We start from the raw sequence: 15,601 nt of genomic DNA, 5'->3' as shown, positions 1-15,601 counted from the left end.
TAGCCGATGCAACTGCTGGTCAACATCGACGTCGCGGACATCGCCTCGGCCGAGGCGTTCTACACGGCCGCCTTCGGTTTGACCGTCGGCCGCCGTTTCGACAATGCATTCATCGAACTGCTCGGTGCCGGCACTCCCATCTACCTGCTGCAGAATCCGCCGGGCAGCATCGGCGCGGCGCAATCGCGGCGCGACTATGGCCGGCATTGGACCCCGGTCCATTGCGATCTGGTGGTCGATGACCTCCAGCTCGCGCTGGACAGGGCGCAGGCCGCCGGCGCGGTCGCGGAAGGCGAGGTCCGCACCCGGGCCTGGGGCCGGATCGTGCAGCTCGCCGACCCGTTCGGCCACGGCTGGTGCCTGCTGCAATTCCTCGGACGCGGCTACGACGAGATCGCCACACCATGACTTCCAAAAAACCCACCCGTAGCTCCAAGCCTGCGCGGAACCCGCGCCAGCACGAGACGGGCAAAGGCAGTCCGGGCAGGCCCGGACCTACAAGAGCGAAACGCGGCACGGCCGCCGCTCCGCCGATCGAGATCGACGCCGCCGCGCTGCCACCACTGGGGATGCCCGCCGCCGAGTTCCTGCGCGACTACTGGCAGAAGAAGCCGCTGCTGATCCGCAACGCGTTCCCGGGCTTCGTCTCGCCGATCGAGCCGGAGGACCTCGCCGGCCTGGCCTGCGAGGAAGCCGCGCTGTCGCGCCTGGTCACCCTGGAACGCGCGAGCACGCCCGAAGGCCGCGACCGCTGGCTGCTGCAGCACGGCCCGTTCGAGGAGGCGATGTTCCCGGGCATGCCGCATCAGGACTGGACGCTGCTGGTGCAGGACGTCGACAAATGGGACGCGGACATCGCGGTGCTGCTGGAGGCGTTCGCATTCCTGCCGCGCTGGCGCATCGACGACGTCATGGTGTCGTTTGCCGCGCCGGGCGGCTCGGTCGGCGCGCATGTCGACCAGTACGACGTGTTCCTGCTGCAGGCGCAGGGCCACCGGCGCTGGCAGGTCGATGCCGCACCCAACCCGCCGCTGGAGTTCCGCGACGACGTCGAACTCAAGCTACTGCGCGAGTTCCATCCTAGCCACGACTGGGTGCTCGGCCCGGGCGACATGCTCTACCTGCCGCCGGGCGTGCCGCACCATGGCGTCGCCGAGGATGCCTGCCTAACGTTCTCGATCGGGATGCGCGCGCCGTCGGCCGCGGAACTGCTCGGCGACTTCGTCGACACCCTGTCCGCTGATGCCGATGAAGCCCTGCGTTACCGCGACCCCGACCTGGCGCCGGCGCGCGACGCCGGTGAAATCGACGCCGACGCGATGAACCGCGTGGTCGAGGCGCTGAACGTGCTGCGCATGAACGATCCGGACCGCCTCGGTGACTGGTTCGGGCGCTTCATCACCATCTACCGTGCCGCCGGCGAGGTGATGCCCAGCGGCGACGAGCGTTCGCGCATCGAGATCGAATGGGACCTGCAACACGGCGGCACGCTGTGGCGGCACCCGTGGTCGCGCATGGCCTGGCGCCGGTCGCAGGGCAAGTCGCGCGGCGCGCGGCTGTACGTCAGCGGACAGGACTACGCCCTGCCCGTGCGCGACGCCCAACGCATCGCGAATGCCTCCATGCTCGACGGTCCTGGCTATGCCAGCCTGTCCGAGGTCGGCCGCGACCGCGTGTTCGAGCTGCTCGGGGCCGGCCACTACCGCCTGCAGCTCGACGACGGAGAAGAGGAATGAGCCCAACACCCGCGTTCCGCGTCGAACCCGTCGCGTATGAGATCGGCAGGGCGGAGTTGCGCGCCGTACGCGACGCGGTGTTCGTGCTCGAACAGGGCGTGCCGCTGGAGCTGGAACGCGATGCACTCGACCCGGTGTGCCACCACGTGATCGCCCGCGATGCCGCCGGCCAGCCGATCGGCACCGGGCGCCTGACGCCCGACCACCGCGTCGGCCGCATGGCGGTGCTCGCCGATTGGCGCGGCAAAGGCGTCGGCGACGCACTGCTGCTGGCGCTGATCGAACAGGCCCGGCAGCTGGGCTGGCGCGAACTGGCGCTGCACGCGCAGGTGTCGGCGATCGGCTTCTACGCCCGCCGCGGGTTCCTGCCCTACGGTGAGCGCTTTTCCGAAGCTGGCCTAGACCACCAGTCGATGCGCAGCGTGCTCGACAAGCCCAACGTCGTGGAAACCCGCGCCGCGGCCCTGGCGGCCATGCTGGCGATGATCGCGGGGACGCGCCGTTCGTTGTACCTGTACAGCCGCGAACTCGACCCCGGCCTGCTCGACGCCCCCGAGGTGCTGGCCGCGTTGCGCCGCCTGGCGACTCACGGTGGCGAGGTGCGGGTGCTGTTGCAGGACGCCGGCGCCCCGCAACGCGCGCTGGCGCCGCTGCTCAACCTGGCCCAGCGACTGCCCAGCGCGTTCGCGTTCCGTGCGGTCGAGGAGCCCGGCGACCGCGCGTATCCGTCGGCGTTCGCGGCCAACGACGCTGGCGGCTGGTACTTCCGTCCGCTGGGCCACCGCTTTGACGGCGAGGTGCGGCTGGGCGACGACGCACGCGCGCGGCAACTGCGGGCCACCTTCGAGCCGGTCTGGGAGCGGTCGCGCGCCTGCAGCGAGTACCGCGCACTGGGCTTGTGAACATCTGCCCACGGTTTCGCGGTCCCAACACCCCGCTGGGCCGAAGGCACCCGCTATAATTCCGGTTCTTGTCGCCTGAATAGCCGCCTGCGCGTCGATTCCGGGCCTCCCCGCCTTCCTCCAAGAGTTTCCCGATCGCCATCGTGGACAGTCTTCTGAAGCAGTTCTCGCAGTCCTCCCAGCTCGGCGCCAACGCCGCCTACATCGAAGACCTGTACGAGCAGTACTTGGTCTCCCCCGACAGCGTGTCGCCCAAATGGAAAGCCTATTTCGACGGCTTCAAGGGCCGTGAGGCCGGTGACGTGCCGCATTCGGCCGTGATCGACGCGATCGCCGCGGCCGGCAAGGCCGCCGCACGCGGCGTGGTCGCGACGGCCGCCGGCACCGGCGCTGGCGACGACCGCGAACGCGGGGTCGGCAAGTTGATCACCGCCTACCGCTCGCGCGGCCACCTGGCGGCCAACCTCGATCCGCTGGGCCTGCTCGAGAAGCCCGAGGCGCCGGACCTGGCGCTGGGCTTCCATCGCCTGTCCGAGAGCGACCTCAACGTCGAATTCAGCACCGGCGGCGTGGCAGGCAAAGAGCGCATGAAGCTCGGCGACCTGCTCGCCCTGCTCAAGGCGACCTACACCGGCCCGATCGGCGCCGAGTTCATGCACATCGCCGACGTCGAACAGCGGCGCTGGATGCAGGATCGGCTGGAGACTGCCGGCAACCAGTACGGCCGCAATGCCGACGACAAGCGCCGCATTCTCGAACGCCTGACTGCGGCCGACGGCCTGGAGCGCTACCTGGGCACCAAGTACGTCGGCCAGAAGCGCTTCTCGCTCGAAGGCGGCGACGCGCTGATCCCGCTGATGGACACCACCATCCGCCGTGCCGGCGAACAGGGCGTGCAGGACGTGGTGATCGGCATGGCCCACCGCGGCCGCCTCAACGTGCTGGTCAACACCCTCGGCAAGCCGCCGCGGCACCTGTTCGACGAGTTCGAGGGCAAGTTCGACCACGCCCACAACGAGCTGGCGCACACCGGCGACGTCAAGTACCACATGGGCTTCAGCGCCGACGTGGCCACGCCCGGTGGCCCGGTGCACCTGGCGCTAGCGTTCAACCCGTCGCACCTGGAAATCGTCAACCCGGTGGTCGCCGGCAGCGTGCGTTCGCGCCAGACCCGCCGCGGCGAAGCCGGGCGCGCGCAGGTGTTGCCGGTGCTGCTGCACGGCGACGCCGCGTTCGCCGGCCAGGGCGTGGGCATGGAATTGCTGCAGATGTCGCAGGCGCGCGGGTTCGCGGTCGGCGGCACGCTCCACATCGTCATCAACAACCAGGTCGGTTTCACCACCAGCGAACGCCAGGACGCGCGCTCGACGTTGTACTGCACCGACGTGGCCAAGATGGTCGGCGCGCCGGTGCTGCACGTGAACGGCGACGACCCCGAGGCGGTGGTGTTCTGCGCCGAGCTGGCGCTGGATTTCCGCAACCGCTTCGGCAAGGACGTGGTCATCGACCTGGTCTGCTACCGCCGCAACGGCCACAACGAAGCCGACGAGCCGGCCGCGACCCAGCCGCTGATGTACCAGGTGATCCGCAAGCACAAGACCCCGCGCGAGCTGTACGCCGACAAGCTCATCGCTGAAGGCACGCTCAAGGCCGAGGACGCGCAGGCGCTGGTCGACACGTACCGCGACAAGCTCGATGCCGGCGCGGTCACCACCGAGCTGGTCGACGTCGAACCCGACGAGTTCACCATCGACTGGTCGAAGTGGCTGTCGGGCAAGGCCACCGATCCGGTTGACACCCGCTTCGATCGCAAGAAGCTCGACGCGCTGGCCAGCGCGATCAACGCGATCCCGGCCGATGTCAAGCTGCACGCCCGCGTCGCCAAGATCTACGACGACCGCCGCAAGATGGCGGCCGGCGAGCAGCCCGGCGACTGGGGCTTCGCCGAGAACCTCGCCTACGCGACGCTGCTGGACGAGGGCTTCAAGCTGCGCCTGGTCGGCCAGGACTGCGGCCGCGGCACGTTCTTCCACCGCCACGCGATCCTGCACGAGCAGGCGACCGACGCCTACTACCTGCCGCTGCGCCAGCTGGTGAAGAACCCGGCCGACGTCGCGATCATCGACTCGCTGCTCAGCGAGGAAGCGGTGATGGCGTTCGAGTACGGCTATTCGACCGCAGACCCGATGACGCTCGACATCTGGGAAGCGCAGTTCGGCGACTTCGCCAACGGCGCGCAGGTGGTGATCGACCAGTTCCTGTCGTCGGGCGAGGCCAAGTGGGGCCGCCTGTGCGGCCTGGCGCTGTTCCTGCCGCACGGCTACGAGGGGCAAGGCCCGGAGCACAGCTCCGCGCGCCTGGAGCGCTTCCTGCAGCTGTGCGCGCTCGACAACATGATGGTCTGCACCCCGACCACGCCGGCGCAGGCGTACCACATGATCCGCCGGCAGATGCTGATGGCCACCCGCAAGCCGCTGGTGGTGATGACGCCCAAGTCGCTGCTGCGCCACAAGCTGGCGGTGTCGTCGCTCGACGAGTTGTCCGGTGGCAAGTTCCAGGAACTGATCCCGGCCAGCAACGTCGGTAGCGGCGCCGCCGGCGCCAAGAAGGTCAAGCGCGTCGTGGTCTGTGGCGGCAAGGTCTACTACGACCTGCTCGAGGACGCGCAGAAGCGCGGCATCGACGATGTCGCCATCGTCCGCGTCGAGCAACTGTATCCGTTCCCGCGCACCGAGCTGGCCGCCGAGATCAAGCGCTTCGGCGCCGCCACCGACGTGGTCTGGTGCCAGGAAGAGCCGCAGAACCAGGGCGCGTGGTACCAGATCCGCCACCACCTGGCGGCGTGCCTGCAGCCCAAGCAGTCGCTGCATTACGCCGGCCGCGCGCGTTCGCCGTCTCCCGCGGCCGGCCACTTCGCCGACCACGTCGCCGAGCAGGCGCAACTGGTCGCCGACGCGATGGTCAACCCGCTGCGTGGCGAGAGCTGCCCCGAGTAATCCCCTGCCGCTCGTCCCGCGCCACGCGCGGGACCTGCGGCACGCACCACGAAATCCGATTTCCATTGGTTCGGAACGACAATTCACTAAGGACGTTTTCTTCATGAGCACCGAAATCAAAGTCCCGGTCCTGCCCGAGTCGGTCTCCGACGCCACCATCGCCACCTGGCACAAGAAGGTCGGCGATGCGGTCAAGCGCGACGAGAATCTGGTCGACCTCGAGACCGACAAGGTCGTGCTCGAGGTGCCCTCACCGGTCGATGGCGTGCTCAAGGAAATCAAGTTCGACGTCGGCGCCACGGTGACCAGCGAGCAGTTGCTCGCGATCGTCGAGGCCGGTGCTGCCGCGACCGCGCCGGCGCCTGCCGCTGCACCTGCCGCCGCCGCAGTCGATGCCAAGAACGTGGCCGCCACCACTGCCGAGGCGCAGCCGGTGCAGGCCAAGGGCGCGCAGCCCCAGACCGCCGCGGCCGAGCTGCCGCCGGGCGCGCGCTTCACCGCCAGCAAGGAAGGCGTCGACCCGGCGCAGGTCGAAGGGACCGGCCGCAGGGGTGCGGTGACCAAGGAAGACATCATCAACTACGCCAGCGGCAAGACCGCCGGCGTCGGTGGCGGCGCCCGCCCGGAAGAGCGCGTGCCGATGACCCGCATGCGCGCGCGCATCGCCGAACGCCTGATGCAGTCGAAGAACTCGATCGCGATGCTGACCTCGTTCAACGAGGTCAACCTGGGCAAGGTCATGGCCATGCGCAAGGAGCTGGGCGAGTCGTTCGAGAAGGCCAACGGCATCAAGCTGGGCTTCATGAGCTTCTTCGCCAAGGCCGCCGCGAACGCGCTGCAGCGCCACCCGGCGGTCAATGCCTCGGTCGACGGCAACGACGTGATCTACCACGGCTACGCCGACATCTCGATCGCGGTGTCGACCGACAAGGGCCTGGTCACGCCGGTGCTGCGCAACGTCGAGCGGATGTCGTTCGCCGAGATCGAGTCGGGCATCGGCGAATACGCCAAGAAAGCGCGCGACGGCAAGCTGGCGCTCGAGGACCTGCAGGGCGGCACCTTCACCATCACCAACGGCGGCACCTTCGGTTCGCTGATGTCGACGCCGATCGTCAACCCGCCGCAGTCGGCGATCCTGGGCATGCACGCCATCAAGGAACGCGCGATCGTCGAGAACGGCCAGGTTATCGCCGCGCCGATGATGTACATCGCGCTCAGCTACGACCACCGCATCATCGACGGCAAGGACGCGGTGCTGTTCCTGGTCGACATCAAGAACCAGCTCGAGAACCCGCACCGGATGCTGCTGGGGATGTGATCCAGATTCGAGCCCCTCTCCCAACGGGAGAGGGGTTGGGGTGAGGGGCCGACGCGAGCGTGCAGCTCGACCAGGCCTCGGCCCCTCATCCGCCCTTCGGGCACCTTCTCCCCGGCTCTGTATAAGCTTGGGGAGAAGGGAAGAAAGCCAAGGACAAGAGAACGAACAATGAGCGAACAGCAGAACTTCGACGTAGTCGTGATCGGCGCCGGCCCCGCGGGGTACCACGCGGCCATTCGTGCCGCGCAGCTCGGACTCAAGACCGCCTGCATCGACGCGGCGCTCGGCAAGGACGGCAAGCCGGCCCTCGGTGGCACCTGCCTGCGCGTGGGCTGCATCCCGTCCAAGGCGCTGCTCGACAGCTCGCGCCAGTTCTACAACCTGCAACACCTGTTCGCTGAGCACGGGATCACCACCCAGGACGCCAAGATCGACGTCGGCACCATGGTCGGCCGCAAGGACAAGATCGTGAAGCAGTTCACCGGCGGCATTGCGATGCTGTTCAAGGCGAACAAGGTCACGCCGTTCTACGGCTTCGGCACGCTGCATGCGGGCAACGTGGTCAAGGTCAAGCAGCACGACGGTTCCGAGGTCGAGCTCAAGGGCACCAACGTGATCCTTGCGGCCGGTTCGGATTCGATCGAGCTGCCGTTCGCCAAGTTCGACAACGAGTACATCGTCGACAACGTCGGCGGCCTCGACTTCACCAGCGTGCCCAAGCGCCTGGGCGTCATCGGCGCCGGCGTAATCGGACTGGAGCTCGGCAGCGTCTGGAAGCGCCTGGGCGCCGAGGTCACCATCCTCGAAGCGCTACCCGACTTTCTCGCCCTCGCCGACACCGAGGTGGCCAAGACCGCCGCCAAGGAGTTCAAGAAGCAGGGCCTGGACATCCGGCTCGGGGCCAAGGTCAGCAAGACCGAGGTCAAGACCAGCTCGAAGAAGAATGCCGAAGTCCACGTCACCTACACCGACGCCGAAGGCGAGAAGACCATCGTGGTCGACAAGCTGCTGGTCGCCGTGGGTCGCAGGGCCGCGTCCAGCGGCCTGCTGGCCGAAGGCACCGGCGTCAAGCTCAACGGCCGCGGCCAGATCGAAGTGGACGAGCATTGCCACACCGGCGTCGATGGCGTCTGGGCGGTCGGTGACTGCGTGCGCGGCGCCATGCTCGCGCACAAAGGCTTCGAGGAAGGCATCGCCGTCGCCGAGCTGATCGCTGGCCTGCCCGGCCACGTCAACTACGACACCATCCCCTGGGTCATCTACACCGAGCCGGAGATTGCCTGGGTCGGCAAGACCGAGCAGGAGCTCAAGGCCGAGGGGACGCCGTACAAGACCGGCAGCTTCCCGTTCGCCGCCATCGGCCGCGCCGTGGCGATGGGCGAACCGGCTGGCTTCGTCAAGGTGATCGCGCATGCCGAAACCGACCGCGTGCTCGGCCTGCACCTGGTTGGCGTGGGCGTGTCGGAGCTGGTGCACGAGGGCGTGCTGACCATGGAGTTCAGCGGATCGGCCGACGACTTGGCGCGCATCTGCCACGCACATCCGACGCTGTCGGAGGCGATCCACGACGCCGCCATGGCCGTCGACAAGCGCGCGATCCACAAGGCGAACTGATCGCCGCGGCGGATCGACCACGAGCGGCGCACTTCGGTGCGCCGTTCTGGTTCTGGAGGGCGATTTCTGGAAGACGATGCTTAGCGAAGGACGGCCGATGACTCCCGACAACCCCATCCGCCACGTCTCCGACACCGCGTTGTGGGTCGCGATCTACCGCGCGATGGAAAGCGAGCGCGCGGACGCGATCTTCAACGATCCGTTCGCACGCCGGCTCGGTGGCGAGCGCGGCCAGGCGATCGTCGACGCGATGCCCAGAGGCAAGGCCATGAGCTGGCCGATGGTGGTGCGCACGGCGGTGATGGACGAAATCGTCCTGCGCTGCGTGGCGCAAGGGGCGACGACGGTGCTCAACCTCGCCGCCGGCCTCGATGCCCGCCCCTATCGCCTGCCGCTGCCCGCAACCCTGCGCTGGCTGCACGTCGACCTGCCCGACATGGTCGACTACTTCCGCACGCACATGGCCGGCGAAACACCACGCTGCCAGCTCGAGTTCATCGCCGCCGACCTGCGCGACGCCGACATTCGCCGCGACGTCTTCAGCCGCGCGGCCGGGCACGGGCCGATGCTGGTGATCAGCGAAGGGCTGCTCGTCTACCTGGACCCGGCCGACGTCGCCGACCTCGCGCGCGACCTGCACGACATTGCCCTGGCGAGATGGTGGCTGTCCGACCTCGCCTCGCCGATGCTGCTGAAGATGCTGGAACGCCAATGGCAGCCGCTGCTCGCCCAGGGCAACGCGACGTTCCGCTTCGGCCCGACGGAGGGCACGGCGTTCTTCGCTCCGTTCGGCTGGCGCGAAGTCGAGTTCCGTTCGCACTGGACCGAATCGCAGCGCCTGGGCCGCACCATGCCGAACGCCTGGTTCTGGAACACCGTGCGTGCGTTCCTGCCCAAGAGCCGCCAGCACGCGCTGGACCGCATGTCCGGCATCATCCTGCTTGAAGGAACCTGACCTGCCCATGCGTACCGTCTGCGTCTACTGCGGTTCCAACGCCGGCTCCAAACCGATCTATGCGCAGCGCGCCACCGCGCTGGGCACGCAACTGGCGCGGCAAGGCCTGGGCCTGGTCTACGGCGGCGGCAATGTCGGCTTGATGGGCATCGTCGCCGACGCGGTGCTGGCCGGCGGCGGCGAGGTGACCGGGGTGATCCCCGAGCAGCTGGTCGGCTGGGAGGTCGCGCACCGCGGCCTGACCCGGCTCGAGGTCGTCGCCAACATGCACGAGCGCAAGGCGCGCATGTTCGATCTCAGCGATGGGTTCGTGGCCCTCCCCGGCGGTTTCGGCACGCTCGACGAGATGTTCGAGATGCTGACCTGGCGCCAGCTCGGGATCGGCGACAAGCCTTGCGCGTTCCTCGATGTCGACGGCTTCTACGCGCCGCTGGTGGCGATGATGGACCGCATGGTCGCCGAGCGCTTCGTGCATGCCGAGCAGCGCCGCGACCTGTGGCATGGCGATGATATCGAGGCGATGCTGGCGTGGATGCAGGCCTACGTTCCGGTGAAGGCGGACAAATGGCTCGATGAGAAACGCCGCAAGGCATTGCGCTGAGGGTTTGACGATGACGATCCCATCCCGTTTCGACGCCTTCCGCATCCATAGCGACGCCACCGGCCACCGCAGTGGCATCGAGCAGATCTCCCTCGATGACCTGACCCCCGGCGAAGTGGTGATCAAGACCGCCTACTCCTCGGTCAACTTCAAGGACGCGCTGGCCGGCACCGGCGAAGGCAAAATCCTGCGCCGCTTTCCGCTCGTCGGCGGCATCGATGTCGCCGGCCACGTGGTCGCCTCGACCGATGCGGCATTCAAGGAAGGCGACCCGGTGCTCGTCACCGGTTGCGGCCTCAGCGAGACCCGCGACGGCGGCTACGGCCAGTACGCGCGCGTCGAGGCGCAATGGGCGATTCCCTTGCCGGCCGGTTTGAGCCTGCGCGAGAGCATGATCCTGGGCACTGCCGGCTTCACCGCCGCGCTGGCGCTGCTGCGCATGTTCGACAACCGGCAGGTGCCGGAGCTTGGCCCGCTGGCGGTGACCGGCGCGACCGGCGGCGTCGGCTCGCTCGCGGTCGACATCTTCAGCCGCGCCGGCTTCGAGGTGCACGCGATCAGCGGCAAGCCCGAACATGCCGACTACCTCAAGGCGATCGGCGCGAGCGAGGTGCTCGGGCGCGAGGCCCTGGCCACCCGCCGTCCGATGGAATCCGCGCGTTTCGGCGGCGGCCTCGACAACGTCGGCGGGCCGATGCTCGCCAGCCTGCTCGCGCAGACCGCGCCCTACGGCAACGTCGCCAGCGCCGGCCTGGCCGCATCGCACGAGCTCGCCGCAACGGTGATGCCCTTCATCATCCGCGGCGTCTCGCTGCTCGGCGTGGCGTCGGCCGGCACCGCCCGCGACATCCGTGGAGCCGTCTGGCAACACTTGGCGAGCGACTGGAAGCCGGCGCACCTGGAGCGCATCTGCACCCGCGACGTCAGCCTGGAGCAGTTGCCGCAGGTATTCCCGACGATGCTCGCCGGCGGCTCGGTCGGGCGCACCCTGGTCACGCTCTGACGCGCGCTTGCAGCAGGGCCGCTGCCCGCTACAATCGCGGCACGTTCTTGGGGAAAACACATGGCGCGCATTCTGATCGTCGACGATTCGCCGTCGCAGTTGCTTGGCATCCGTCGCATCGTCGAGAAACTCGGCCATGAGGCGCTGACCGCCGAGGACGGCGCCGCCGGCGTCGAGGCCGCCAAGCGCGAACTGCCCGACCTGGTGCTGATGGACGTGGTGATGCCGAACCTCAACGGCTTCCAGGCCACCCGCTCGATCTGCCGCGAGCCGACCACCAAGCACATCCCGGTGGTGCTGGTGACCACCAAGGACCAGGAAACCGACCGGGTCTGGGGCATGCGCCAAGGCGCCAAGGCCTACATCACCAAGCCTTTCAGCGAGAACGACCTGGCCGAGATCATCGGCCAGCTGATGCCCGGGTAAGCGCCCGGATCGTGGCTAGGCGCGACGCCAGTCGCTGCCGAACGCATCGCGCAGGGTTTCGTAGGCTTCGCGCTGCGCATCGGAGTCCGGGCGTGGTGCCAGCACTTCCAGTTCGACGATCTGGTCGCCGGCCGGTTGCTTGCCCGCCGCATCGCCGGGCAGGCCACGGCCGCGCAGGCGCAACTTGCGGCCGGCCTCGGAATTGGCGGGAATCCTGAGCTCCACCGACCCGCCCAACGTCGGCACGCTGACCACCGCGCCGAGCGCCGCTTCCCACGGCGCCAGCGGCAGCACATGGATCACGTTGCGGCCGTCGACCTCGAAGCGCGGATGCGCGGCGTACTCGACTTCCAGCAGCAGGTCGCCGTGCGCACCTTGGCCACCCAGGCGAATCACCTGCCCCGGCCTGATGCCCTTGGGAACGCGCACGTCGAGGGTCTTGTTGTTCACCGAGATGCGCACGCTCGCGCCTTCGTGCACCGCCTCCAGCGACACCGCGAGCTTGGCGCGGGTGTCGCCGCGCGGCGGCGCGGCGCGGCCGGGTTGCTGCGGGCCGTAACCACCCGCGCGACGCTGGCCGAACAGGCTCTCGAAGAAATCGCTGAAGCCACCACCGGCGCCGCCGCCGGCGAAGATCTCCTCGAAATCCACGCCACCGCGGCCGCCACCGAAGCCCCCCGGCGGCGGCTGCACGTTGTCGCCGGGGCGATAGCCGCGCGCGCGCAGCTGGTCGTAGGCGGCACGCTTCTGCGGGTCGCGCAGCGCCTCGTAGGCTTCGTTGACGGCCTTGAACTTTTCTTCCGCGCCGGCTTCCTTGCTGACGTCGGGGTGGTACTTGCGCGCCAGCCGCCGGTACGCGGTCTTGATCTCCGCCTCGCCGGCGCCGGCCTCGACCCCGAGGGTCTCGTAGTAATCCTTGAACTGCATCGGTGACTCCAGGAGCGCGGCGGAGCGTCGGGATGAAGCGCCGCGGCTAAGAACACGGCCACCACACGCGTGGGCCTGCCGCGACAGGATGGCAGCCGGCGCGTCGATTTCAAGTCACCGTGTTGACGCCGCGGCGCCCGCAGGCCGCCTACACTGCGTTCCCCACAGGAGAAAACCATGAGCATCCAGGTCGGCGACCGCATCCCCGAGGTCCCGTTGCAGCGCATCCGCGAAGGCGTCGAAACCGTCGACACCCGCACTCTGTTCGACGACCGCAAGGTGGTGTTGTTCGCGGTACCCGGTGCTTTCACGCCGACCTGCTCGGAGAAGCACCTGCCCGGTTTCGTGCGGCACTTCGAGGACTTCCGCAGCCGCGGCATCGCGGTCGCGTGCATGTCGGTCAACGACCCGTTCGTGATGCAGGCCTGGGGCCGCAGCCAGGACGTGCCCGACGGCCTGATGATGCTGGCCGACGGCAATGGCGATTTCACCCGTGCGTTGGGACTGGAACTCGATGCCAGTTCGTACGGCATGGGCACGCGCGCAAAGCGCTTCGCGCTGTATGCCGAGGGCGGCGTGGTCAAGCAGTTGCACGTCGAGGCGCCCGGCGAGTTCCGGGTGTCGTCGGCCGAACACGTGCTCGCGCAGCTGCCGTAGGGCGGGCTCAAGCCCGCCAGCTGTACATTCCGGATCGCGCATGGCGGGCTTGAGCCCGCCCTATCGCAACACCCGGAACCGCACCCGCGACCACGCACCGCTGTCGGCCAACGCCGTCAGCGTGTGCTCGCCGGGTTCGCCGAAGTCATGCACCAACGCTGCCGCGGCTGCGGTTTCGCCGATCAGGCGCCCGTCCAGCAGCCAGCGGATACGTGTCTCGCTGCCGATCGCGCGCAACGACAAACGCAACCCGGCCGGCCGCGTCGACCCGTCGCCCAGCGGCGCACGCGCCAGCGTGGCGTTGTCGTCCAACCCAACGATGCGCAGTTCCTCGGCGGCATCGCGACCGTCGGCACTGCAGTCCGGTGACAGCGACGGCAACCGCGATGCCTGGCGGGTTTCCGCCGACAACCACGGCGACGCCAACGCGGGCCACCGCGCGATTTCGCCAGCGCGCGGCGTATGCGTGGCCGAACAGTCGGCCGACAGCCGCAGACCGCTGTGCGCATCGACATGAAAGCGTTCGCGCCCGGTGTTCCACAGCCGCGCGTCACGTTCGGCGAAGGTCGGCGGAACCGAGCCAGCGAGTGTCCACGCCTGCAGTTTCTTCTGGCACAGCTGCGGCGCCCGCGGATCGGGCGGCAGGCCGAGCGGCCAGCACACCTCGATGCGTTCAACCTCCGCCGGCGGTGGCCGCAGTGCGGCATCGCCGCGCCGCGCCGGCAGGCTGTCGATCACCTCGAACAGCAACGGCAACGCCGTGACCGCGCCGTACTGGCCCGGCAGCGGCGTGCCATCGGGACGCCCGACCCACACGCCGACGCTGTAGCCGCGCGTGCTGCCTAGCGCCCAGGCATCGCGGTAGCCGTAGCTGGTGCCGGTCTTCCAGGCCACGCGCGGGCGGCCGTGGGTGTCGAAGGTGTCGGCGACGCTGCCCGGCCGCGGGTTGGCTTCGAGGATCTCGCGCACGATCCACGCCCCCCCGGGCGACAACAGCCGCCGATCGGCGCGCGGCGCCGACGCGACGTAACGCACGCGGCCCGCCAGCCCATCCCGGTTGAGCGCGGCGTAGGCACCCACCAGGTCTTCCAGCCGTGCCCCGGTGCCGCCGAGGATCATCGCCAGGTTGGGCGTGGCGCCGCGCGGCCACTTCAGCTCGATTCCCGCATGCGCCAGCCGCGCATCGAAACGCGCCGGACCGACCCGATCGAGCAGGTCCACCGCCGGCACGTTGAGCGACAGCCGCAGCGCCTGGGCCGCGCCAACCGGGCCGTTGAACGCCATGTCGAAGTTGCCCGGCCGGTAGTCGCCGAACGCCTGCGGCGCATCCACCAGCAGGCTCTCGGAATGGATCAGGCCGTCGTCGAACGCCAGCCCGTACAGGAACGGCTTGAGGGTGGAACCCGGCGAGCGCCAGGCCTTGACCATGTCGACATGGCCGAGCCGCGCGCCATCGGCGAACTCGACCGAGCCGACGTAGGCACGCGCCTCCAGGGTGGCGTTGTCGACCACCAGCAGCGCGGCCGAGGTGCGCTCCGGCAGCTGCGAGAAATACGCCGCCACGCGCTGCTCGAGGGTGCGTTGCAGCTCGATGTCGAGCGTCGAGCGGATCCGCGTCAGCCGCGGGTTGGCGGCGCGCAGGCGCTGCGCCAGCAGCGCGGCATGCCGCGGCGGTTGCAGGGCGCGCGCGACCACCGATTCGACGCGCGCCTCGGCGACCACCGCGTGCGACCACACCCCGCGCGTGGCCATGCGCGCCAGCACCTTGTCGCGGGCAACGCGCGCGCGTTCGGGTTCGCGATCCGGACGCAACCGGCTCGGCGCCTGCGGCAGCACCGCGAGCAGCGCGGCCTCGGCGTGCGACAGCCGCGACGCGGGCTTGCCGAGGTAGGCCCAACTCGCGGCCTCGACGCCCTCGACGGTGCCGCCGAACGGCGCGCGGTTGAGGTAGAGCGCGAGGATCTCGCGCTTGGACAGGTGCAGTTCCAGTTGCAAGGCGCGCAGCAGTTGCCCGAGCTTGCGCAGCGGACGGCGCGAGCCCCCACGCGACGGCGCATCGAGGATGCGCGCGACCTGCATGGTCAGGGTCGACCCACCGGAAACCACCCGGCCGCTGCGCAGCCATTGCCCACCGGCGCGCAGCAGCGCGATCGGGTTGATGCCCGGGTGCTTCCAGAACCAGCGGTCCTCGTAGGTCAGCAACGCCTGCAGGTACAACGGCGAGACCTGCCCGACGCGCACTGGGTAGCGCCAGATCCCGCCGCGGTCGGCGAACGCGCGCAGCGGGGTGCCGTCGCGTGCGACCACGACCGCACCGGCGTCGCGCGGATTGGGCAACGGCAGCGGGAACGCGATGTCGAGCAGCATGCCGGCGATCGCCAGCAGCAACAGCGCCAGCGCGACCTGCAGGCCGCGCCGCCGGTGCCGCGGCATCGGCCGCAGGCCCGGCGATGCCTGGGGCGTCAT

13 protein-coding genes are annotated in these 15,601 nt (G+C 69.1%); 11 read left to right on the top strand and 2 right to left on the bottom strand.

Features of this window, described 5'->3' with window-relative positions:
- Nucleotides 1–6 precede the first annotated feature (6 nt).
- The 10 genes from ACFQZQ_RS01950 (at nt 7) to ACFQZQ_RS01905 (ending at nt 11,551) form a co-directional block, all read left to right on the top strand.
- The gene (locus ACFQZQ_RS01950) at nt 7–408 is read left to right on the top strand and encodes a VOC family protein (protein ID WP_386811001.1); all 402 of its coding nucleotides are present in this window, start codon (nt 7–9) and stop codon (nt 406–408) included.
- The gene (locus tag ACFQZQ_RS01945) at nt 405–1,736 is read left to right on the top strand and encodes a JmjC domain-containing protein (RefSeq protein ID WP_386811000.1); all 1,332 of its coding nucleotides are present in this window, start codon (nt 405–407) and stop codon (nt 1,734–1,736) included. Before ACFQZQ_RS01950 ends, ACFQZQ_RS01945 begins: the two co-directional genes overlap by 4 nt.
- Complete coding sequence (locus ACFQZQ_RS01940; RefSeq protein ID WP_386810999.1) at nt 1,733–2,638, top strand: GNAT family N-acetyltransferase; 906 nt, start codon at nt 1,733–1,735, stop codon at nt 2,636–2,638. The genes ACFQZQ_RS01945 and ACFQZQ_RS01940 overlap by 4 nt, the downstream gene beginning before the upstream one ends.
- A gap of 143 nt (nt 2,639–2,781) precedes the next feature.
- Entirely contained in the window at nt 2,782–5,634 is a 2,853-nt protein-coding gene (locus ACFQZQ_RS01935) for a 2-oxoglutarate dehydrogenase E1 component (protein ID WP_386810998.1), read from the top strand.
- Nucleotides 5,635–5,737: 103 nt separating this feature from the next.
- On the top strand, nt 5,738–6,952 hold the full coding sequence (gene sucB / locus ACFQZQ_RS01930; RefSeq protein ID WP_386810997.1) for a dihydrolipoyllysine-residue succinyltransferase: 1,215 nt from the start codon (nt 5,738–5,740) through the stop codon (nt 6,950–6,952).
- A gap of 168 nt (nt 6,953–7,120) precedes the next feature.
- A complete protein-coding gene (gene lpdA / locus ACFQZQ_RS01925; RefSeq protein WP_386810996.1) occupies nt 7,121–8,566 on the top strand; it encodes a dihydrolipoyl dehydrogenase in 1,446 nt (481 codons plus the stop codon).
- 97 nt (nt 8,567–8,663) lie between these two features.
- Entirely contained in the window at nt 8,664–9,521 is an 858-nt protein-coding gene (locus ACFQZQ_RS01920; RefSeq protein ID WP_386810995.1) for a class I SAM-dependent methyltransferase, read from the top strand.
- Nucleotides 9,522–9,528: 7 nt separating this feature from the next.
- Nucleotides 9,529–10,122 (top strand): LOG family protein, encoded by a 594-nt coding sequence (locus ACFQZQ_RS01915; RefSeq protein ID WP_386810994.1) that lies wholly within the window; start codon nt 9,529–9,531, stop codon nt 10,120–10,122.
- Between the two features lie 10 nt (nt 10,123–10,132).
- Nucleotides 10,133–11,125, top strand: a complete 993-nt coding sequence (locus ACFQZQ_RS01910; RefSeq protein ID WP_386810993.1) for a YhdH/YhfP family quinone oxidoreductase — start codon at nt 10,133–10,135, stop codon at nt 11,123–11,125.
- Between the two features lie 60 nt (nt 11,126–11,185).
- A complete protein-coding gene (locus tag ACFQZQ_RS01905; protein WP_386810992.1) occupies nt 11,186–11,551 on the top strand; it encodes a response regulator in 366 nt (121 codons plus the stop codon).
- A gap of 15 nt (nt 11,552–11,566) precedes the next feature.
- Here ACFQZQ_RS01905 and ACFQZQ_RS01900 read toward each other — a convergent pair whose 3' ends face one another.
- The gene (locus ACFQZQ_RS01900) at nt 11,567–12,478 is read right to left on the bottom strand and encodes a DnaJ C-terminal domain-containing protein (protein ID WP_386810991.1); all 912 of its coding nucleotides are present in this window, start codon (nt 12,476–12,478) and stop codon (nt 11,567–11,569) included.
- Between the two features lie 177 nt (nt 12,479–12,655).
- Here ACFQZQ_RS01900 and ACFQZQ_RS01895 point away from each other — a divergent pair, with 177 nt between their 5' ends.
- Nucleotides 12,656–13,135 carry a peroxiredoxin gene (locus ACFQZQ_RS01895; protein WP_386810990.1) on the top strand — a complete coding sequence of 160 codons (480 nt, stop codon included), beginning with the start codon at nt 12,656–12,658 and terminating at the stop codon, nt 13,133–13,135.
- Between the two features lie 60 nt (nt 13,136–13,195).
- Here the strand turns inward: ACFQZQ_RS01895 and pbpC are convergent, their stop codons facing one another.
- Nucleotides 13,196–15,601, bottom strand: coding sequence for a penicillin-binding protein 1C (gene pbpC / locus ACFQZQ_RS01890; protein WP_386810989.1), 2,406 nt, complete (start codon nt 15,599–15,601; stop codon nt 13,196–13,198).

The sequence above is a fragment of the Lysobacter koreensis genome, assembly GCF_042677045.1.
GTDB lineage: Bacteria > Pseudomonadota > Gammaproteobacteria > Xanthomonadales > Xanthomonadaceae > Lysobacter_K > Lysobacter_K koreensis.
This window is presented reverse-complemented; position numbering and strand designations above follow the sequence as displayed.